This window comes from Photorhabdus sp. S10-54 (assembly GCF_963878145.1).
In the GTDB taxonomy this organism is placed as follows: Bacteria; Pseudomonadota; Gammaproteobacteria; order Enterobacterales; family Enterobacteriaceae; genus Photorhabdus; species Photorhabdus kayaii.
The window spans coordinates 45026-68088 of the sequence record NZ_CAWNXG010000015.1 but is presented as its reverse complement, the minus strand read 5'-3'; the positions used below and the strand labels follow the sequence as shown (position 1 = coordinate 68088).

The window sequence follows — 23063 nt, the reverse complement described above, 5'->3', positions numbered from 1 at the left end:
TATTAACTTCTTTTTAATTAGTTTGAACGTTTTTCTATTTAGTTATAATTTCGTCTTCGATATTATTGGTAGGCTGTATAATTCATGAGAGGTATTTAGACTGGAAATGATAACAAATTTGCCTGTTACTTCTTGAATTTATTATCTGTAGTAACGAAAAAACCGTATATCCATCTAAGATAAAACCAGCTTGACATATTCTAGCCAATAGAATTAAAGAAATTATTAATGTCTTCTTTCGATAACTCTTTTATTAGGATACTAATGATATTTTCATCATTATCCAGTCCCAACCATAAAGAATTATTACATTTAACCCAACTTGATAATTTACATTTCTCTTTTATCATCAACATAATAGCCTCCTGATAAACATCTACTTTAATCACATAATTAAATTCATCAATAAAACGATGGCTGAAATTATTACTTTCAATAAATTTCCACGGACTCATATCAACTATAGGAAAACCACATTTACTTTCATATGATTCAATAAGATAATCATCTGCATATTGAATAAAATCTGGATTAATTATAACCAAAGTAATCGCTGCTATTCTGCCATCGCTAGGTAAAATAGCAAACTCTAATAAACTTTTCTTATTATCACCAATTCTCCAATACAAAGGGGTTTCGTTTATATTATCAATTAATTGGATATCAATAGGTATATAACCACCAATATTGATGGTTACTTCTTGAATATTTACTAATTTAACTATTTTCATCATTATTTATCCAACTCATGTTTCAATACCGGAAAAATAAATCACTCCCTTATCCTAAGATATAAATTTCCATTATAGCTATTTGATATAGATAATCACAGTTATCAGTACCGAATATAAATAGAATTTTATATCAATCATAATGGCCCCCTATCTACTCATGGCCCCGGCCAGATTAATTTCTCTTTTAAATTTTCAGGGATAATACTAACATTTTTATATATACTTCATTTTTTTTCATTTACATACCTCATTAATATCAAGCATCATTTTTTACTAGTAATGGTTTTACGCCTACCGGAGTATTCTTAGTTTGCGTCTACAAACCGTTTTATAAAAGTTTTTCTATATACAATAAGTCACCAGTTTTACGATATATTTCCTAGGCTGCTACCATACGATGATTTCCTTCCGCTATTTAATTCTTTTTTGCTTATGGCCGCTTGTAGGATTGCGTTTAATCCCTGAGCGGCAGCACTGGCTCTGGCATACCCCAACCTATAATCCACACGGTGTACCCTGATGAAAAGTCAGGCGCCAATTATGTTCATTAGAAAATACCCAAATTGATGACCTCAGTGCTGCATGACCACCGTCCTGATTGTAAGTTCTGTAAAGTAAAATAACGCACATTTCTCCCACTATCGTCAGCCGGAAGTTGGAACTTACGATGCAGTTAGTACTATTTTCAGCTATCAGGGCGTCAATCGTTTCACTGCGGCCGACTAAGTGACCTGAGCGAGTTATTTCGAGAAAATCAGGATGCAGGATTTTCTCAAGCCATGCTCTGTCATACCGCCGGACACCGTGAAGACTGCATTCCAGAGATGTTATTGTTTCAAGAAGCATATATATCCTCCTGCATGGATATAGAAACTCGGATTTACACCAAAAGGTGACATTTTAAATTTGGAATAACAAGGCATTTTTCTGGTGATTATGCTAACCGTCATGACGCATCAAAAGCACTAACCTAGCGTCAATGCTTTTAGAGCAAGGTTTGGTATTATCCGCTATTCCCATGGTATTCACCTCTTCTTGGATAATGCATCAAGAAGCGCCATACTTAATTGCTCGTCATTTGTATTTGGGGGCAATAAATAGTGGCCTCCCTGTAGATCAAAACTGAGCATTCGATAATCAGAAAAGATCTCAATGAGGTAAAAATCTCTATTAAATACGCATCCGGCATTTTTCCATCGTTTAAAAATCTCACTCATTATTTCACCACCGTGATTTTAGGGGTAAGTCTCATTTAATAATTATTTAGATTCTTCTGAGATAATTAACGGACACATAATAGCTATTACGTGTCCACCTTAATTAATTCTATAAATCAAAACTCATGACTAATCAGTACAAAAGCCGTTGTTTTATTGTCAAACATAAATTCTGCAACGTGAAAAAGCCAATCGTAATGCCGAACCAACTTCCTCAAGGGAACTGTCTGCCGGAATAACGACATTATCAGATTCTACAATACCTTTTCCTGTCCAAAGCTCAAGTTTCTCGTGACCATAAGGCATAATAGTTATAACACCATCTAATAAACAAATATCACAACTGTTCATTTTCTTAAATAACTGACGTTTTGAGCAGTAATTATAAATTTCCATTAAATGCTTAATCCACTCTTTATATCGTTCAGCTGCCCTTTCGTTGTCGAAAAAATCATCATCAGGATCGACCAACCGACTTTTAGAAAGTGAATCTAAAACGGCACCACCCAATTGGCTATCAGTTACATCGGGAGATAGAACATGTTCGTGACCTTGAGGATCAGCTCGAAGCAGGCGATACCCAGAATAAGTTTTGACAGAGTAAAAATCACCATTAAATTTGGCGTTTGCATTTAACCCTTGTTTAAAATCTACATTCATGCCATTTTGACGGCAAGACAAATTTAATAACTGCTTGAGCCTTTTTAAGATAATTAGGAAACTCATAAATAGCTATTCCACCCTATTGATCATATAAATCAAAAATTATGATTAATCAATACAAAAATAAACTGCTACTTTATCGTCAAACATAACTCCTACAACGTGAAAAAGCCAGCCGTAATGCCGCACCAACTTCCTCAGGGGAACTGTCTGCCGGAATAATGACATAATCTGACTCGACAATACCTTGCCCTGTCCAAAGTTCAAGTTTTTTATGACCATAGGGTTTAATAGTTATGACACCATCTAACAAGCAAATATCACAACTGTTCATCTTCTTAAATAACTGACGTTTTGAGCGATAGCGATGAAATCCCATCATCTCTGTAACCCACTGATCATATCGTTCTTTTCTTTTTTCATTATCTAAAAAATCACCAAGACTCTCATAGGGAATAAATCGACTGTTAGAAAGAGCATTAATAACCACGGCACCTAATTCTGCATCAGAAGTATCGGGAAATAACATATGGTTACCCCCTAAAAGGTCTAAATTCAGTGAACGATAACCTGAATAACTTGTTATTGAATAAAAATCACCATTAAATACGCATCCGGCATTTTTCCATCGTTCAAAAATCTCACTCATTACTTCACCACCGTAATTTTAGCGATAAGGCTCATTGAATAATGCTTTAAACCTTTTGAAATAATTAGCGGACACATAATAGCTATTACGTGTCCACCTTAATTAACTCTCTAAATCAAAGATCATGAATAATTAATGCAAAAGCAAACTGTTACCTTATCGTCAAACATAACTTCTGCAACGCGAAAAAGCCAGCCGTAATGCTGCACCCACTTCCGCAGGGGAACTGTCTGCCGGAATGATGACATAATCAGATTCAACAATGCCTTTTCCTGTCCAGAGCTCAAGTTTTTCATGACCAGTAGGTCGTATTGTGATATTTCCATCCAGCAATTGTATACCACAATCTCGCATTCTTTTAAATAATCGACGTTTTGAACGATAACCATAAGTTTTGATTAATTCATCAATCCATTCTTTATATTGTCCATCACACTTCTCTGGCTCAAAGAAATCATCTATCTCTTCCAAAGGAATGAGCCGACTCTTAAATAACGCATCAAGAACTGCCATACCTAATTGCTCATCATCTACATCAGGAGATAGCAAATAGTAACTCCCTTGTGGATCAGCGCCTAACATCCGATAACCAGAAAAAGTTTCAATGCAGTAAAAATCGCCATTAAACATGCATCTAGCATTTCTCCATCGTTTAAAAATTTCGCTCATTATTTCACCACTATAATTTTGACATTAACATTTTTTTCTGAGCCATAAGATATTGCACGGTTAATTTGCTCCCATTGTTCTATTGTTGTAGCTTTGGGTACAGCAATCCGAACTTCACGCTGTGAAATCATTCCCGCATTTAAATTCTTTTTACCCAGTCTCGCCTCGGTAAAGTTTACTGTGGCATCTATATTCCCTTTTATAGAAGTATAAAGTTGTTTTGGATTCTTAATTCTGGAAACAGTACGTGTATCCAATGTTTTTACACTGATAGCCAAACCTGTTTTTCCATCATAAAAATCAAAAACCTCAAACCTTTCAGGCAACCGAGAACCTGCTGGCATCTGCGTAGCAACAAAATCCTCAAAAGGATACCCCTGCTTATAGATATCTCCTCCCCACTCCATTTGGGTTTTACTACCATCTTTTTCTACCCGATATACACTCCGTATGTCTACTGTTGGGTGCGGATCTTTTGAGATGACTTTCGACAATTTAGCCGTGGCAGATGTAGACCCTTTGACCGCACCAAAGCCACCGCCGGCCATACTGGCTATTCCAGTAACCAGTTTTCCTATCTCCAGACCCGCATTATAAGCCCCTCCCGGACCCGCTTTTTCATATTCAGCTTTGACAGTATCAAGCTGCTTGAGATAACTATCCTTTGTTGCCTGCCAGATAAAACCGGGCATATCCTCCTGAATCAACAGTGTTCTAAGCGATTCAATGACTTCCGAAGGATTAGATACCGCGCCGACAATTGCCACCACACTATCATAGAGTTCTGATGGAATACCGGATACAAAACCCGCGGCCAGATAGCCATCTTGTGTGTGACTAATCAAGCCCCATTTAGCAAAAATCTGCGCTTTTTTAAGGTAACTGGACTCAGCGGCAAGCTCTTTTTCCATTAATTCCCGCTGATGATGGGCCAGATAGTTATAACGGAAAGTGTTTTCTGCACTGCTCGCTCCACTGTAAGCGCCATCTGCTTTACCGGTAAATACTGCTCCGGCAAAGCCGCCAAAAACACGGGCAATTTGCGCCTGCCGCTCAGATGTTCTCTGCCATTCTTCGGCTTTGATGAGATTATCTCCCATCATGACGCCAGCCAATTCCGCAGCCAAAGCCCCCGCCATTGCGCCTTTAACATTTCCTCTGCCAATTTCAGCGCTGACCCCTGCTACAACCGCGTGGCTTAACATTTTACCCGGTATTCCCAATACCTCGCCATTATCACCAATCAATCTGGCGCCTTCAGCATTAATCTGGCTGCCAATATTAGCCAACAGAGCCGTAGTCAAATTATCTTTAAAACTGCCGCCGTTAATGACTGTATTCAGGCTGGAACTAATAATGGATTGACCAGCTACCCGCTGGACGACTTTGTTCCAGTCACCATTGCTGATTTGGGGTAATTTCGCTTTTGTGGGATCTAATGTAGTACCATCAGCCGCTTTATCCCATCCCATGTAGGAATCAAATCCGGCCAATGCGCCACCAATCGCCATTGAGGTAATTGTTGATTTAACCGCATCACTGCTACCTAATACTTTTAGCGCTTTGGATATGTCCCCCTGATTATCCACAATAGCAACCGCCGCCTGTGCCGCCAGTGATGACATACCCGCAGTTAACGCCCCACCCGCAACGCTATTACCCGCATAAGATGCAACAGATGCCGCCAAAGAGCTGCCTGCGGTTGCTGCCGCTGCCGCAATCGCAATCACCGCAGAAACCACCGGGTTTAAATGCTGGCTCTTGTGATCCCAACTGTCATAAGCGTCTTTGACCACATTCCATTGGATATCTTTATTTTCACGAAGCCCTTTCAACCAGGCTGTTTCTGGCGTATTTCCCAATACGGCCAGGACATTTTGCAATGACTGACCATTTTTAGCTTTAATATCAGCACTAACACCATTGGCTGCTTCCACTGTCAGCTTTCCACCAGTGAAAATCTGCGGTAATACCCATTGGGTTTCGGTATAACCTTTATCCCTTTGCTTAATATAAAAGCCTTTGGAAGACGTAATAGTCTGTTCAAAAGCGGTATTTTTGACCGCCTTAAAATTGACTTTACCGTGAGTGCTGGTCAGTTTGGCGTTTTTATTAGTCGCAATTTTACTGGCTTCGTAAGTGCTGTCATCCCGACTTAACAGATTAATATCACCACCCGCAGTAAATTCAGTGACTTTATTAGTAACATCATGACGGGTACGTTTAATGGTTTTCTTTTTGCCATACCACTTACGTTTGGTTTCTGTTTTCTCATAATGGCTGGATTCTTCCATCGCCTGAGCGTATAGATAGCCACCTTTGGCCGTCAGTTTAGTGGCTTGGAAAAGAATACTGCCGTTTGAAATAACAGTTAGTATACCGCCACTAGTCAATGCAGTACCTTGCTGTGTGACTGATTCGGTAAATTCCCTGCCTTTTTCTCGGTAAAAGTGATTCTGCACTGATTCAAAACGCATATTGCCGCCGGAAGAAATCGTTGTATTTCCGCCTGAGCTTAATGTCGCGCCTTGGGTAATCAGCGTTCCATTAGCAGCCAGGGTAAGCTGTTTTCCACCATTAACTACAGCAACAATATGGCGATCATCTTTATTGTTATCATTCTTATTATCAATAGCGGAATAGCCCAGCGCTAATAAGTTAATATTCCGACCTGCTGATAATAATGTGTTACCTTTAGCGTTAATTTGAGCCGCTTTGCCATTGATATCTGCACCACTGATAATATTGATATTATTTCCTGCGGTTAACCGGCTACTTAACTCACCAGAACGGGACGAGGGAAATAATCTACTCAACGAAGGTGATAACTCACGGGGAGTGAGATCAATACTTTTTGCAGAAGTTAAATTGATATCTTTTACTGCTGAGATATTAACTCCCTTAACAGATAGATTGCCTCCAGCATTAATCACAACCGAGCTTTTGGCATCAAGCTTACCTAGCTTAGATAACATCTGATTAAAGAGCGTTTGTTCTTTACTCTCAGCGGTCACGTCTCCCATTCGTTTATGTGTCAATAAATCACTGTTATTATCAATGGTAATATCATTATTCGCAGATAAAGAAATATTATGACTTTTCGTTAAGAAAATATTGCGAAGCAGAATATTCTTACCTGCATGTAAGAGTAAATCACCCGTAGCTTCCAGGCTACTTATTTTACGCGTATTATCAGGATTAAAATACTCTGGCTTACTACTACTCTGAAACTGAATATTCCCGTTGCGACTGATAATAGTTACATATTTACCTTTTAGTTCACCTTGCAAGGCATTAATGTTATTAGCTGCTGTTATAGATAAACTATTTGACGAAATCAATGCGGCATTATTAAGATTAATATCATTCTCGGAAATAATATTTAACCCATCAGTCGCCTTTAGTTTATCAGTAATATTGATTTTACCCGCGTGAAGCAAAATGTTTTTTGCTGATAATGTGTCAGGTCGGGCAGTTACAGTTACTTCTGACAGATTTTTTGCATCATCAGGAATCAACGTTCTGATATTTAAGTTATTTTTAAAATCCGCTACTAGATTTTTTTCCGCACTAATTGAAGACGATATATAACTTTCTTCTCCCCAAGTATATAACTCTCCTTGCTTGGTATACTCTGCGTCTTCATAAACATAAAATAAATCCCAATCACCAGGTGGTGCATCATCATCTTTGAATTCACTGCCAACCAGAGGGTTTGATGTAGTATAATGCCAAAATGTATTTTTCTTACCTAATTGACGGCTGATAATATCAATATTTTCCCCAGTGAGAATAAGATCCTGCTTTGCATATATAGATGAAACATCATTTCGCAAATTAGTTGCATTAATATAAGCATTACCACCAGAAATAATATTTCCCGCTGGGCTTATCGCCTTTATTGAAAATCTATCCTGTTTAATGTTGATAAAGTTATTTTTTAATAAATCAACAATACCAAACCATTTATCACGATTAAAATCTTTCAGTTTTACAGCCAATGTAATGACGGAATCAACACCTTGTCTAATACCATAAAAACTACCAGCCCATTTATTAATTTCTACTGAATCAGCCGGGATAGTTTTCCATTCCGTTATGGTTTGATCTCTGATATTATCCAGTTTATCAGTGCGAACAACCAAATCCCCTTTCACAGTCTTTATCGTCGCAGACTTGTTTTCAATCAGAGCGCTCTTATTCCCCTGAGCATCTTTCTGTAACCACATATTATTATTAGCTTGCAGAAGTGATTTATTTCCGGCATTACGTATAGTATCACCAAATATCCGCATATCCCGGCCCGCAGTTACACTCCCTTTATTATCCAATTTAGTACTTGCCAGAGTAATATCCCGTTCCGCTTGTACCTTGATATTTTGCGCAATATGAGTCTCTTTAGCGCTAAGATTAAAATCCGTTTTGGCTTTGGCATTTCCCAGCTCAATTTTGCCATTAACGTTTAAGGTAATATCACGCTGATTGCTGATTAAATCCTTAAGATTAACACCGACACCATCTTCTGTAGCAACCAAACGGATTTTATTGGCATACATGCCGCCTAATGCTTTGGTATCAACGGCTAATTGAGGTTTAGCACCTTCTCCAGTGATTTTTTTCACTGTGCCATCGTTAAAATCAATCCGGTTAGCTCCCTGCGTCAGGGATAAATTATTAGCTTGAATTTTTCCATTTAATTCAGTCGCTCGACTGATAATATCGATATAATCCGTTGTCTTACCATCCAGCCCTTTGCCACCAATAGTAATCTGGCCTTTTTTAACCTCCAATGCTTCCAACACGCCCTGTTTATCAAATTGAGGTTTACCGGTAGTCAATGTTGCACTGCCGGTATTGATAAAACCACAACCATCACAAGTAATGCCATTAGGGTTGGCAATCATCACATTGGCTTTATGACCAACTATCTCCAATTTGCCCTGAAGATCAGATCGACCACTGCCAATAACTTCATTAATAATCAGTTCAGCCGATTTCCCTTTTAAGTTAGGGTTAGCATTAAGTTGCCCGGCTAATTGTGATTTAACTGCCTGAGTGGCGTTATTTAATACGGCACCCTGAGTGGCAACATTAAATTCTTTATAGGTGTTGTGAGATATTCCTGCGCCATTAGGCGTAGCAATATTTACAATCGGCACATTACCCTGGTTTTGTACCTGTGTTCGGTTATTATCTGGCGCGATCCCAGCCGCAATAGCAGGATGAAGGGGATATACGGCAGTAAGATAAATTAAAAGATAACAAGCGCCCCTTGCCATAGGGCCGTTACGTCTATCCATTATTCTGTCCTTTCTTAATTTGAGTACAAAGTTATTGGTATATACCCGTATTACATCGCTAAAAAATCAGTGATACAGACCAGTAAACTACCCAGTTATCCGGTTTCAGATGGTCTGGATAAATCAGTGGTGTTCCCAATGTCATCGTTTGATTGAACCTGCGGTGAGTCAGTGATATGCCAAGCGCTGTACCGGTAACATTACCACCATCGATTTGTCCGGTTTTTCCCTGTAACCAGCCAGTATCCAGCGCCCCTGTTAAGGCAAGTTCACCTACAGGAAGAGTTGCAATCTGCCAGTTCAGCTCATTACGCCAATACCCACCGCGATTGCCGGTCAGGTATTGTTCTTTAAATCCCCGAACAGAGTATTGCCCGCCCAATGAGAGACGTTCACTGGCATAAAGGTTGTACGGTGTGGTTTGACCGTAAACAGATGAGAGGTAATAAATGGAGTCGGTGACCGGGATAAAATAGCTAGCACTCAGACTGAATTTGCGGAATTGGCTACGTGGAGCATCCGGGAAATACGGGTCATCTTTTGTTGCACCTAACACGGGTAAGCCATAACTCAATGCAGGGTTGAACGTGATATAGCCACCCGCCAGTACCGAACTGTAATTGATACCAAGATTGGCAACACTTAATGTCGGGCTGCTGATGGATAATTTCTTTCCTGCAAACAAATTCGTTGTCTGACGATGTCTTATTCCTGCATTCAGAGTCAGTTTCTGCTCACCGTCACGATATAACGTCCGGTTTATTACTAGCCGGTGAGTCTGATTGTCACCTTCATAGCGGTAGGTTTGTGAGCCAATCGGAACCTTCTGAAAAGAATCGTTCCACGCATATTGATAGCTGAACAACCAGTCACCATAAGGAACCGTCACATTGGAAGAGAAACTTCGACTACGGTGATTATTACGGAAATCGCTGTTGCGGCTGGCAGATAATGACCATTGGTCAGCAAGGCGTAATAGATTATCTACATTCACACTGGCGTTAATTTGCCCGGCACCAGTACTTTTTTGACCACTATTATCCACCCCCAAACTGGCGCCAACCGGCAAACGAGTCGATATTCGTTTTAAGATAACCGCAGAATAACCAAGCTGTTTTCCCGGCTGAATATCAATGGTTATCTGCTGGGAAGGAAGCCGGTTCAGTTGTTCCATCCCCTGTTCAATATCCCGAAGATTCAATGTCTTACCAACCATTCCCGGAAAGGCCATTTTCAATGAAAGTGGTGTCTCACCATCAAGTGTGATTGATTCAACTTTGCCTTCACTCACGGTAATAATGAGCATACCGGTGGATAAATCCTGTGCTCTGAGTCCAGCACGAGAAGTGACATAACCTCGCTCGATATAGGCATTCGATACTTTACGCACCAGTTCATTAATATCTGGCAAGGTTAAGCAACGGGATAAATAAGGCTGTATTAGCTTTTCCCGCGCTGACAGGGAAAGGCTCTCAGTGCCTTCAAATTGAATATGGTGAACGGTATGACAGACAGATTTAGCGCCATCAATTTCAGGCGCTAAATCTGGCGATAAAGTGATGTTGTTACGCAACGCCTCCCGTTGCTGCTGAGCCTGCTGCAATAACGCTTTTTGTTGTTGAGTGATAACCTCTTGATCCGCTGGGCTAATAAACGATGAAGCATAAGCTTCCCCTGATATAGCGAATAGAACGGATACAGCTAATTTCCTAAGACAAACAGATATTCTTTCCATTGATAATTTTTATTTCACAATACGTTTAATTGTTAAAAGAATGAACAATGTCTTAGTTTAACTGTAAATTTAGATTAAAATAAAAGTATATCTTACTTAAGTGTTGGTAAAATATTACTTTTTAAATACTTAATAGAATAAGTAACTTTTTATATTTAATTAAACACATAATTTAGGAACATGCAAAAACACAATTGTAATTATTTATTTACACTTAGTGTAACCGTAGTTTGACATAAATAAGTTAATCCTTTAGCCTGCCTTTCTATAACGATTTCAATCAGTTCAGAAACTAGGGGAAAGCGTGAAGAATCGTACTCTTGGCAGTATTTTTATCATAGCGGGCACGACAATTGGCGCAGGAATGCTGGCTATGCCGCTGGCAGCGGCCGGTGTCGGCTTTGGAACAACCTTTGTGATGTTAATCGCTCTTTGGGTTTTGATGAGCTATACCGCTTTATTGCTGGTGGAAGTTTATCAATACAGCCCGGCCGATACGGGTCTGGGAACAGTGGCAAAACGCTATCTGGGACGAGGAGGCCAATGGCTCACCGGTTTTAGTATGCTCTTTCTCATGTATGCCCTGACCACCGCTTATATCAGTGGCGCCGGTGAGTTGCTCTCAGGCAGCCTCTCTTCATGGCTGGATAAACCTATTTCTGTCTCATTTGGCGTGCTGATTTTCACCCTTGTCGCCGGTTGTGTTGTCACTATCGGTACTCAATCTGTCGATATGATTAACCGCCTGCTATTTACGGCAAAAATCATCTTTCTGGTTATTATGCTGACCGTCATGATGCCCCACATCAAAAGCACTAACCTGATGTCAATGCCTTTGGAACAAGGTTTGGTATTATCAGCTATTCCCGTGGTATTCACCTCTTTTGGTTTTCACGGTAGTGTGCCAAGTATCGTCAATTATATGGGAGGCGATACTCGCAAGTTACGTAAAATATTTGTTATCGGCAGTGCAATCCCATTAACTGCCTATATCCTATGGCAATTGGCAACATTGGGCGCCATCTCTTCCCATACTTTTGTCGGAATTTTAGCGGAACAATCAGGATTGAATGGGCTGTTAAAAGCGGTGAGAGAGGTTGTCGCGACGCCTCGTGTAGAACTTGCTGTCCGTCTGTTTGCTGATTTGGCGCTGGCAACCTCATTTCTTGGGGTCTCTTTAGGTTTGTTTGATTATATGGCAGATCTGTTCAAACGCCGTAACAACGCGACCGGTCGCCTGCAAACCGGAATCATTACTTTTGTTCCACCATTACTTTGTGCTTTGTATTATCCAAACTTTGTCATGGCGTTAACTTTCGCCGCAGTCGCACTGTCCATTCTCGCCCTGTTACTGCCTTCCATGCTGGCATGGCGTAGTCGTCAAATTGAGCAACGAGCCTATCGGGTAAAAGGCGGAAAACCCACTCTGATTCTGGTATTTCTTTGCGGAATTACGGTAATTGCTATCCAGATAGGTATTGTCAGTGGTTTACTGCCAAAAGTGGGTTAATTAAGAAGCCAAAACTGTCCGCATCAGCAATGGTGCGGACAAAATGCAAAAGTAAATTAGAAATTCAAACCAGCACCGATATAAAATCCATCAGCCAGTTTGTTATCCCTATTTCCCTCTTTCCCTCTCATGTTCATGATTCGATAACCTGCATCCACCGTCAGCGGTTTAAATACAGTGAAACGTAAGCCACCAGCAGCCTCAGCATAAGAATCAATACCCGAAGTTAATCTGGATGGAGCACCGTAAACTTCACCGTACAGAGCTAAAGAGGGCATAACTGTCCAACTCAACCCCACACCTGCCGCTAATGCCTCACCATTTTTCCCATCTTTAGGGGATAAATAGAGAGCCTTACCGCCAATGCTGGCCGTCAATGGACCAACAGGCAGGCTAAATGCGGTTCCCAAACTTCCCAACTGCCCATTATGATCACTGCGTGCCCAGTTGCCATTAAAGGATAATCCAGCACTGTTATCACCAATTGCCGCAGAAGTATGGGTGAAATGGCGGCCAGCCTGAACATTCACGGAAATTGCATTCGCTGATTCAGCAATCAACAACAAACCGGTTGCTACCGCGGCAAGATAAACCTTCATGATATTTCCTCTTTATTTACTTAATGTTAAACATCTTACGTAAATACAACTAAACCGATAGACAACAAAAAGAAATGAATCATCTATACTTACTAAATATGTGTGAATTTTTCATTTCATTTGCTTAATAATTAATTATGTAAATAGTTTTATTTTAAACAATAAATAAGAAAATAATAAATAAATTATAAAAAAACACAATATTTGCATTTCGCCATTTGACCAGAACATTTTTTCTTAATCAGCGATTCCGCTGTTTTTTTTCATGTAAAACAGGAGAAGTGTGATGAAAAAGAGAGGACTTACAACGAATGCTGGCGCCCCTGTCGTTGACAACAATAATGTCATGACCGCGGGTCAACGTGGTCCTATGTTGTTACAAGATGTTTGGTTCTTAGAAAAGCTTGCCCATTTTGATCGTGAAGTGATCCCAGAGCGCCGTATGCATGCCAAAGGTTCTGGCGCTCATGGCGTCTTTGTGGTGACTCACGATATTACTAAGTACACCCGCGCTAAGATTTTTTCTGAAATAGGCAAAAAAACCGAGATGTTTGCCCGTTTCTCAACCGTCGCCGGTGAGCGCGGCGCAGCAGATGCTGAACGTGACATTCGTGGTTTTGCGCTTAAGTTCTATACTGAAGAAGGGAACTGGGATTTAGTCGGCAACAATACCCCGATATTTTATCTTCGTGATCCGCTGAAGTTCCCAGATCTTAACCATGTTGTTAAACGCGATCCTCACACTAATTTACGTAATCCTGCCTATAAATGGGATTTTTTCTCTCATCAACCTGAATCACTGCACCAATTAACCATTGATTTCAGTGACCGTGGCGTACCTAAATCTTTCCGTCATATGCACGGTTTTGGTAGCCATGCTTTCAGCTTTATCAACGAAGATAATGAACGTTTCTGGGTGAAATTCCATTTCCGTTGTCAGCAAGGCATTAAAAACCTGATGGACGAAGAGGCAGAAGCGCTGGTAGGTAAAGATCGTGAAAGTTCTCAACGTGACTTGTTTGCAGCAATTGAGCAAGGAGATTATCCACGCTGGAAATTAAAAGTCCAAATCATGCCAGAGAAAGAAGCTAATCTGTTACCGTACAACCCATTTGATTTGACCAAAGTATGGCCTCACGGCGACTACCCGATGATTGATGTCGGTTATTTCGAGCTAAACCGTAACCCTGATAACTATTTCTCAGACGTTGAACAGGCTGCTTTCAACCCCGCTAATGTCGTACCAGGTATCAGTTTCTCTCCTGATAAGATGTTACAAGGCCGCCTGTTCTCTTATGGTGATGCTCAACGTTATCGTCTCGGCGTTAACCATCATCAAATTCCGGTCAATACACCTCGTTGTCCGTTCCATAATTACCACCGTGATGGAGCAATGCGTGTCGATGGTAACAGCGGAAACACAGTGACCTATGAACCAAACAATGCAGGATTGTTCCAGGAACAACCTGAATTCAAACACCCATCATTGTCTTTAGAAGGAGATGCCGATAACTGGAACCATCGTCAAGATGAAGATTATTTCAGTCAGCCGCGCGCACTGTATAACTTAATCAGCAGTAAAGAGCATCAGCGTATGTTCGACCGTATCGCCAGTGAACTGTCACAAGCACATGAAGAGACTCAACGCCGTCAGGTTGAGCTATTTAGAAAAGTTCACCCAGAATATGGCGCTGGTGTTGAAAACGCGCTGAAAAAAATCAAAGGCTAATGTCTAACAACACCATCTTTTAACCCTCTCTGCCCATTATTACACGATAAATAATGGGCAGTACGAAGTGTTTAATACCTCTTTCTCAACGGACAACTGTCTGAACATCAACACCGAACAAATTTAGATAAATGCTTTTGAAATAGATTCATTTCAACTCGTAAGAAACGAATTTTTTCTGTACCCATCTTTTAATTTGCTGGCGGGAAATTTTAATGCCGTTATTTTTAAACTGGTTAGGTAACAGATAGTAAGCTACCGGGCGCTGAAAAGAAGCCAGTTTATCAATCAACCATTCAGGTAATGCATCAATGACCTCAGATGAATTACTGTCTATCACCGCGACAGGGCGATAACCAAATTCAGGGTCGGGTACGGGAACAATAAAGTTTTGCGCGACCTGTGGATAGGTATTAATCACCCGTTCAATATCTTCCGGCTGAATCCCTTCTCCACCGCTGAAAAATTGATTATCCATCCGGCCAAGTATCTGCAACTCATCATTTTGTATCACTCCTCGATCACGGGTATGAAACCAGCCATCACGATCAGCTAACGGTTGTAATTTACCATCCAGCCAATATCCATTAGCAAGGCTGCCAGAACGAATCTGAATTTCCTCATTTATCAGACGAATTTCTTTGCCCGGTAAAGGATTGCCGACACCGGGAAGATCGTCTGCTCGTTTAATGCATACTGTTGAAGCCAATTCGGTCAAACCATAGCTACACCAACAGCAAATGCCTTGCTGCTCCGCTCTTTGAGTCAATTCAATGGGGATCATTGCTCCACCCAACAGCACTTGTTTCAAATTCAGTGTCTGATTTTGTGACTGTTCCAGTAACCGCCAAAGCTGAGTCGGAACCAATGAAGCGTGAGTACAATCTGCCAAAGCATGATCTAACAGATTGGTATTTCTGAGCACTAAAGAAGCCCCTTTGATTAGCCAGCGCCAAATGATCCCCTGACCCGATACATGAAACAACGGCAATGAGAGCAACCAGCTATCTTGTTGCTGAAATTCAATTACTGAAAGTACATCTTGCGCACTGGCAAGATGAGCATGAATTGAGTGAGCAGCCGCTTTAGGCAATCCAGAAGAGCCGGAGGTCAGTATCATACTGGCCGGGCGCATAGCATCCCAACCCACTGAATTATCATCAGAATTTAATGGTTCACTTTGCCAATCGAGGGATTTGGCATCCATCACAGGCAAGTTGTCACCACAAAAATCAGCCACAAAATCGATATTCAAATGTGGCAGTAATTTAGCCAAGAGCATTTCAGGCAGTTGAGGATTCAGTGGCAATACCCGCGCACCACACTGTAGCGCGGCAAGATAGCAAAACAACATCTCTTCACTGTTCTTCCCTCGCAGCATTACACCACTGCCTTCAACTATCCCCTGTTGGCGAAAATTGGCCGCTATCGTATCCAAAGAGATAACTAATTGATGCCAGGTTAGGGAACGATTACGCAACTTGACAGCAATATTTTCAGGGCTAAACGATGCCCAGTAGCGCCATGGCCACTGGGTAAATGAATTTAACTGCGCCATGCGATGTCTAACTCGTCCAATCTTGTTACTGGCATCGTGCTGCCCGGCCAACGGCGCACCAACTGAGACTGAACCAATTCCAGCGTATCCAGTCCAGGAATAGTCGCTGGCGTCAGCCAATGAGCAATACGGGCAAGCTGAGTCAAACCGAAGCTGGTTTCAATACTGGAGCTAATCACCGCCTCCAATCCAGCGTTGTGCGCGGCTGAAATCAACTGACAGCAACGGACAAGGCTTCCTATCAGAGTGGGTTTAATCACAATAGCAGTCACCCCTGCTTGTGCCTCTACGTTAAAACCTTCATCACGGACGCTTTCATCCCATGCAATGGCAATCCCTGTATCTCGGGCAAAAGCGAGCGATTGTTCCGGGGTTTGACAAGGTTCTTCCAAAAAGGCAATTCGGTTGCGGTAATCAGGATTGACATACTTAGCGAAACTGTCCGCTTTAGCACGGCTCCAACTACGGTTAGCATCCAGCCGCAAAGATAAATCCGGTACCGCTTCCAGTAAAACATTCACTACCATGCCGTCACGTACAGCTTCATACAGCCCGATTTTCACTTTGGCAACTTTTTGCCCACTCATGTCACTGAGACGAACAATCAACTCATCAGGATCACCGTTGCACAATAGCGCTTTCCGGTAATCAGCGTCTTCCGGTAAGTTACCCTGCAATTCAGCTAATGCACAGCTAATCCCAAATGCGACAGAAGGTAATTCACTTTCATCAGGTTCAGCACCAAGATGCCACTGTCTAAGCCATGCCATCGCTGCTTCACCTGCCTGTTCAACGGTTTCTTTGCTGAATTCCGGCAATGGTGCAATTTCACCCCATCCCTGTTGACCATTTTCCTGTAAGTGAACCAAAAAACCATCACGAGTTTTAAGCCGCTGATATCGCAGGATAACACCTGACTCCATTGGCAATCTGAACCGGTATAAAATTGCAGTACGCATTATGGGTTACGTTTAAATTTGCTGAAATCAGGGTGGCGTTTCTCAATGAATGCATTACGTCCCTCCTGACCCTCTTCTGTCATATAGAAAAGCATGGTGGCGTTACCTGCCAGTTCCTGCAATCCAGACTGACCATCACAATCCGCATTTAGAGCTGCTTTTAAGCAACGCAGGGCCATTGGGCTATTTTTCAGCATTTCACGACACCAGCGAACGGTCTCTTTTTCCAGATCCGCATAAGGTACAACGGTGTTAACCAGCCCCATTTCCAACGCTTGTTTAGCATCATACTGGCGGCACAAGAACCAGATTTCGCGGGCTTTTTTCTGACCAACAATTCGAGCCATATAAGATGCCCCCCAACCGCCGTCAAAAGAACCCACTTTAGGTCCGGTCTGACCGAAAATAGCGTTATCAGCCGCAATGGTCAGGTCACATACCAGATGCAGTACATGACCACCACCAATCGCATATCCAGCAACCATAGCAACGACGGGTTTTGGACAAGTGCGAATTTGGCGTTGGAAATCCAAGACATTCAGATGATGCATGCCGTTGTCATCCTTATAACCACCATGATCACCACGGACTTTTTGATCACCACCAGCACAAAAAGCTTTTTCACCCATTCCCGTCAGGATAATCACCCCGATATTGTCATCATAACGGGCATCATCCAATGCCTGCATCATCTCTTTAACCGTCAATGGCCGAAATGCGTTACGTACTTGTGGGCGATTGATGGTGATTTTAGCCATACCATCTGTGGATTTGTGATAAAAAATATCTTCAAACCCTTCAGAGCAGTCCTGCCATACAATTGGGGCATAGAGTTCTTCTTCGCTCGGGTAAATCATATTCGTATTCCTATACATTAAAGAGTGATAAAAAATGGTTTACTACCGCAGCAAACGCCGCCGTGTCCGCTCGGTGAGCATTATGCCCAACATGTGGAATAGTTTGCAGCGGCAAAGCGCAACGTTTCGCCAATTGTTGGAATTTCTTATCATTTTCGCCACACAGATAAACAAAAGGTAACGCCAGTTGTTGCAATACCGGTACTAACCAAGGTTGATGTCCAAGTGAAGTATTTTCCAGCATATTAGCCACACCATTGCCATTATTATGACGGCGTACTTTGATCAGTTGCTGACGCTGTGCAGGTAATAAATCAGAAAAAACCGGCTGCTGATACCAATCAGATAAAACCTGTTCCATCGGCTGAGAACGAAAACGTCCGGCCCAATTTCTATCGTGTTCGAGACGATTATTCCGCTCCTGTTGGGAAAATAACCCAGGATTTCCTCCTTCAACCAGCAATCCGCATAATCCCTGATTATCACCATAACAGGCATGATACATAGCAATACGGCCCCCTAAGGAGTAGCCAATCAGCCAGTATTTACTAATTTGCTGCTCTGCTAATGTTTCAGATAAAAGACAACTCATCTCCAGAAGATCTTTTACCCGCACGTCAGTGGAATCACCGTGACCAGGTAGATCGATAACCAATGAAGGATGATGATCACACAGATTCACTAATGGCAACCATTCATCACCACAGCCCAATAATCCATGCAACCAAACCAGCCACGGGCGGTCATTGTGACCGTTAAACTTACGATAAGCGAGGCTCACAACATAGCCACCTGTTTTAACAGTTGTTGCAAACACTCAGCTCCTTCTCTATCCGACACTTTTAGCTCAATCAGTGTGGTTTCATTTTGTTGCCATGCCTGTTCAATACTTTGTTGCAATTCCATCCAATTTTGTGGGCTGGCATATTTCAAGCCGAACATCGCCGCAGCATGATCAAAATTAACGTATTGAGGCATACAGTAAAAACGCTGCCTTGCTTCTTCCAGAGTGGGTAGTAAAGAGAAAATCTGCCCGCCGTTATTATTTACCACAATTAATACCATTGGAGCGGAAGGATGACGCAACAGAGCCAAGCTATTGAGATCATAAAGCGCCGATAAATCACCGATAATAGCCAAAGTGGGCTTTGCCGTTGCCCGTTGCACACCTGCCGTAGTGGAAATTAACCCATCAATGCCGCTAGCACCCCGGTTACTGTAAACCGGATATCCCGCCGGTAATTGCCCCAGTGCATCGATCAAACGAATAATCAGGCTGTTACCGACAAACAGCTGCCCGCGTTCAGGCAGTAATTCACACAATCGATAGGCCACCGTTGCTTCACCAAATTTCCCAGCCAATTCAGTTCTGACACAGTTAACTGCTTTTTCTGACCATACTTTGAGCTTTTCTGCCCACAATGTACACGATTGTGCCCACGGTATACGCGGCTGTGCCGGATGAGCCAGTAACCAGTCAGCAATATGACAGGTCAATTTTTTACCACGATGATTGGCAGGATCAAGCCGGCCTGGTATCGGATCAATAATCCAAAACTCCTGCGGCTGGCATTTCGCCTGCCACTGTAACAAGCGTTTCCCTATCAGGCTGGAACCAAACTGCACTACCAGTTGTGCTTGCGCTAAAATCTCCTGCACATGAGGATTATCCAACCATAAATCGGCACAAGGCAATGGCTGTCCAGTTTGTGAAAGCACATTGCCAATCAACGGCCAGCCCAATGCCTTTGCCCATTTAGCAACATTAACTCCCTCTTCGGCACTCATTCGACCAGCCAATACAACACCTTTTTTCTGTTGCCAACAGTCCCAATCCGCTACTTCTGCCACAACATTAGCTACTGGCTGGCTCAACCAAGGTGTTTTACTTTTCCACCAATCGCCTAACTGCTGCTGCCACTCATCATAAGCAGGCTCTTCATCACCATATAATGGTTCAGAAAATGGGCAATTAATATGCAAGGCCCCATGCCGCAAATTCGCCATACTATGATCGATGACAGAAGCCAGCCAGCTTGCCGGTATATCTATGGTCGGTCTTGGCAAAGAAATTGTTTGGCATGGATGAGAAGCAAAAATACCATTTTGACGGATAGCCTGATTCGCGCCACAATCCATCAATTCTGGTGGCCGATCAGCAGTAAGGAAAACCACTCGTTCACCCGTTAAACTGGCTTCAATTAATGAAGGGTAGAGATTGGCCACTGCGGTTCCAGAAGTAACGATAACGGCAACCGGCTCTCTACTTGCTTTGGATAACCCCAGTGCCAGATGCCCTAATCCACGCTCGTCAAAATGAGTATGACAAATCAGTTTGTTATTTGCCGCAGCAGCTATTGTCAAAGGCGTGGAACGTGAACCGGGTGCAATACAAACATGACGTAATCCATGACGAGTAAGTGCTTCCAATAAAAGTTCCGCCCAGCGGCGGTTAAATGCGCTGTTTGACATATTTTACTCAAAAAATTTCTATAAAAACTGGCTATTAGCCTAACGGTACCGATAATTATTTCTTTATCCTAGTTCAATGAATTGCCATTTAATCGGAGATTGTTTTCATTCACCTTTCAGCAAAGTGCGCAACCCGGCAGCTTTATTCTCTATCTCTATCCACTCCTGTTGTGGATCAGATCCCATCACAATCCCCGCACCGGCATACAGTGAAAGTAAGTTATTGTTAATTTGTGCGCAACGTAGCGAAACCGCAAACTCACTCTGTTCACAGGAAAGATATCCAGCGGACCCTGCATACCAATCACGACTGAATAACTCGCTATTACGAATAAAATCACGCGCCGCTTCACGAGGTAATCCAGCAACAGCGGCCGTTGGTTGTAAACGATGCAAGCAATCACTATCACTGGCATTCTTTAGTTCTCCCTGGATCCGGCGGCGCAAATGCTGAACCTTTCGCAGACGAATCACATCTGGCGGAGCAACATCGACAGAAACCACGGCGCCTTGAAGACGCTGGCAAATATCATCAACAACTAGCAGGTTTTCATGTTGATTTTTTTTATCACCTAGCAACCATTGCCCCAATTTTTCAGCTTGCTGAGTATCATCTGAATTGGTAACCGTCCCCGCCAGCGCTTCTGTATAAAGCTGAGTCTGCTTGCGGTAGTAAAGCCGTTCTGGCGAAGACGCCAAAAAAGCCTCATGCTGATTAAAAGCCAACATAAAATGATAACAACAGTGATTTATCTGGCGACTCGCTGCCATAAACTGTCCAGTCGCTAAAGATTCACTCAGTATTATCTGCGTTTTACGCGCCATCACTACCTTTTCCATCTTGCGATGAGTAATAGTATCCAAAGCCTGCTCAATCAAATCACACCACCGGGCGCGTTCCGGCACATTCTCCTCGTTCACTACCACCGCCTGTAACGCAGAGAATTCTTGGTGCGGTACTAACTGTCGCAGAAATTCCTGTGCATTCCTCATATCCTGCCGACCAGCTATATTCAAATACAATCTGCTTTCGTCACGGTAGCGACGTAATTCGATGCGGGGCAAAAACAGATAACCTGTTTCCCCTGCTTCGGATTGCGTAATACGGGCTGGTTGAATCCGATCCCAAGCATTCAGCCCCCAGATCCGTATCTGTGGAAACTGACCGTTTCTCTGCAAAAAATTTTCGGCTAAAGCGATATCACTGAAAAGATGGATTTGCCCACAAGCAGCAACTTCTTCATGGCCCTCTCTGTGATGCCAGTAGAATTGTGGATAATGAGACTGCGCTGCCAGCCATTCCAGCCAGTAAGCGCTGCAACCTTCTGGCAGAGGAAATGAAATCTGTTGAATACCAACTTCGCTAACTTGTTCATTACTCAGTGTTTTACATATATCAGCGACAACATTAGCAATTTGACTCACCACTTTCTGCCCCAAAAGACGTGATAAAAAGTAGGATTATACGGGGCATTAATAATAATTAAAGCCCTGATTATTTATGTAATTATACTTGTCCAATTCCGTTAACAGAATGCTATTATCTCAATACTGAAACAGACTAAATCAGATGTTTTGTGCCTCAAATAACGAATATAAGAGCCTATCCCAAGTATGATCCTCACCATGCAATTTATAAAAAAACGACTCCATTACTTACTACGAAAAATCTACTAAATAAATACCGTTATTATAAACAAAGAAATAAACATTTATTCTTTGTAAAAATCCACCTATAAAAAACATATCTTATTTTCATAATAGCTAAATAGAATTATAAAAAAATCCTCCTTATTTGTTAATTTGAACTATCATATGAACAATTAAGACTTTAATTAAAATATAGATCTAAAAATAGCAAAAACTTTTATTCAACAACACATAAAATAGAGTTCTATCTTATCTATTATTTAAACATGCCATAAACGACAAATCAAAAAACATCCGACTTATTCTTTATAAAAACACCACATTACCTATTTTTTAAATTAACAATATAGAAATTATATAACCGCCACATCACGAAATCAACGTAACAAATTGTTTTAAAATGCATTTTATAAAAATAACATTAAAATATTTTATATTTATTATCTTAACATCAATTAAAAAATGAAATACCAAACCATATAAACAAGAAAGACAAAATATTATTTTTACATTTGATTACTAAAATAATAAAAATTCATACTATTTAATTTCATATATTAGATATAAAAAAATCATAAATAATTTCATTTAAGATTGATAAAAATATAGACAATTATTTAATAAAACTCATGAATTAAACTATTTTCACAACAATTAATCATGAAAATATATGTATTTTTAATTCAGATTATTCAATAAAAAATACAACATTAATTTAACAACATGAGTATTATGACGTTCGGTTGTGCCTTGATGTATTTA

Annotated in this window: 17 protein-coding genes; 2 read left to right on the top strand and 15 right to left on the bottom strand. The window is 41.4% G+C overall.

Features of this window, described 5'->3' with window-relative positions; all coding sequences use genetic code 11:
* Positions 1-200: 200 nt before the first annotated feature.
* The 8 genes from AACQ83_RS10630 to AACQ83_RS10595 all read right to left on the bottom strand — a co-directional run bounded on the left by AACQ83_RS10630 (position 201) and on the right by AACQ83_RS10595 (position 10967).
* Positions 201-734: a hypothetical protein gene (locus AACQ83_RS10630; RefSeq protein WP_112877557.1), complete on the bottom strand. Its 534-nt coding sequence runs from the start codon at positions 732-734 to the stop codon at positions 201-203.
* A 495-nt stretch (positions 735-1229) separates the two neighbouring features.
* Positions 1230-1580, bottom strand: coding sequence for a nuclear transport factor 2 family protein (locus tag AACQ83_RS10625; RefSeq protein WP_112877559.1), 351 nt, complete (start codon positions 1578-1580; stop codon positions 1230-1232).
* Between the two features lie 179 nt (positions 1581-1759).
* Positions 1760-1951, bottom strand: coding sequence for a contact-dependent growth inhibition system immunity protein (locus AACQ83_RS10620; RefSeq protein ID WP_112877561.1), 192 nt, complete (start codon positions 1949-1951; stop codon positions 1760-1762).
* A 159-nt stretch (positions 1952-2110) separates the two neighbouring features.
* The gene (locus tag AACQ83_RS10615; protein WP_112877644.1) at positions 2111-2611 is read right to left on the bottom strand and encodes a contact-dependent growth inhibition system immunity protein; all 501 of its coding nucleotides are present in this window, start codon (positions 2609-2611) and stop codon (positions 2111-2113) included.
* A 145-nt stretch (positions 2612-2756) separates the two neighbouring features.
* Entirely contained in the window at positions 2757-3263 is a 507-nt protein-coding gene (locus tag AACQ83_RS10610; protein WP_112877563.1) for a contact-dependent growth inhibition system immunity protein, read from the bottom strand.
* Positions 3264-3425: 162 nt separating this feature from the next.
* Positions 3426-3932: a contact-dependent growth inhibition system immunity protein gene (locus AACQ83_RS10605; RefSeq protein ID WP_112877565.1), complete on the bottom strand. Its 507-nt coding sequence runs from the start codon at positions 3930-3932 to the stop codon at positions 3426-3428.
* Positions 3932-9232: a DUF637 domain-containing protein gene (locus AACQ83_RS10600; protein ID WP_112877567.1), complete on the bottom strand. Its 5301-nt coding sequence runs from the start codon at positions 9230-9232 to the stop codon at positions 3932-3934. The genes AACQ83_RS10605 and AACQ83_RS10600 overlap by 1 nt, the downstream gene beginning before the upstream one ends.
* A 58-nt stretch (positions 9233-9290) precedes the next feature.
* Positions 9291-10967, bottom strand: a complete 1677-nt coding sequence (locus tag AACQ83_RS10595) for a ShlB/FhaC/HecB family hemolysin secretion/activation protein (protein WP_112877569.1) — start codon at positions 10965-10967, stop codon at positions 9291-9293.
* Positions 10968-11271: 304 nt separating this feature from the next.
* Between AACQ83_RS10595 and tyrP the strand changes: the two genes are divergently transcribed.
* Positions 11272-12477 carry a tyrosine transporter TyrP gene (tyrP, locus tag AACQ83_RS10590; RefSeq protein WP_112877571.1) on the top strand — a complete coding sequence of 402 codons (1206 nt, stop codon included), beginning with the start codon at positions 11272-11274 and terminating at the stop codon, positions 12475-12477.
* A 56-nt stretch (positions 12478-12533) separates the two neighbouring features.
* Here tyrP and AACQ83_RS10585 read toward each other — a convergent pair whose 3' ends face one another.
* On the bottom strand, positions 12534-13076 hold the full coding sequence (locus AACQ83_RS10585; RefSeq protein WP_112877574.1) for a YfaZ family outer membrane protein: 543 nt from the start codon (positions 13074-13076) through the stop codon (positions 12534-12536).
* Positions 13077-13362: 286 nt separating this feature from the next.
* On the opposite strand from AACQ83_RS10585, the gene AACQ83_RS10580 reads away from it, so the two are divergent.
* Complete coding sequence (locus AACQ83_RS10580) at positions 13363-14805, top strand: catalase (protein ID WP_112877576.1); 1443 nt, start codon at positions 13363-13365, stop codon at positions 14803-14805.
* Positions 14806-14953: 148 nt separating this feature from the next.
* On the opposite strand, the gene menE is transcribed toward AACQ83_RS10580, so the two are convergent.
* From menE to menF, 6 genes are all read right to left on the bottom strand, one after another.
* Positions 14954-16363, bottom strand: a complete 1410-nt coding sequence (gene menE / locus AACQ83_RS10575; protein WP_112877578.1) for an o-succinylbenzoate--CoA ligase — start codon at positions 16361-16363, stop codon at positions 14954-14956.
* Entirely contained in the window at positions 16351-17322 is a 972-nt protein-coding gene (menC, locus tag AACQ83_RS10570; RefSeq protein WP_112877580.1) for an o-succinylbenzoate synthase, read from the bottom strand. The genes menE and menC overlap by 13 nt, the downstream gene beginning before the upstream one ends.
* Positions 17322-18179 (bottom strand): 1,4-dihydroxy-2-naphthoyl-CoA synthase, encoded by an 858-nt coding sequence (gene menB / locus AACQ83_RS10565; RefSeq protein ID WP_112877582.1) that lies wholly within the window; start codon positions 18177-18179, stop codon positions 17322-17324. The genes menC and menB overlap by 1 nt, the downstream gene beginning before the upstream one ends.
* A gap of 10 nt (positions 18180-18189) precedes the next feature.
* Complete coding sequence (gene menH, locus AACQ83_RS10560; RefSeq protein ID WP_192881010.1) at positions 18190-18960, bottom strand: 2-succinyl-6-hydroxy-2,4-cyclohexadiene-1-carboxylate synthase; 771 nt, start codon at positions 18958-18960, stop codon at positions 18190-18192.
* Entirely contained in the window at positions 18957-20651 is a 1695-nt protein-coding gene (gene menD / locus AACQ83_RS10555) for a 2-succinyl-5-enolpyruvyl-6-hydroxy-3-cyclohexene-1-carboxylic-acid synthase (protein ID WP_112877584.1), read from the bottom strand. Before menD ends, menH begins: the two co-directional genes overlap by 4 nt.
* Before the next feature lie 105 nt (positions 20652-20756).
* On the bottom strand, positions 20757-22076 hold the full coding sequence (gene menF, locus AACQ83_RS10550; protein WP_112877646.1) for an isochorismate synthase MenF: 1320 nt from the start codon (positions 22074-22076) through the stop codon (positions 20757-20759).
* Positions 22077-23063: the final 987 nt, after the last annotated feature.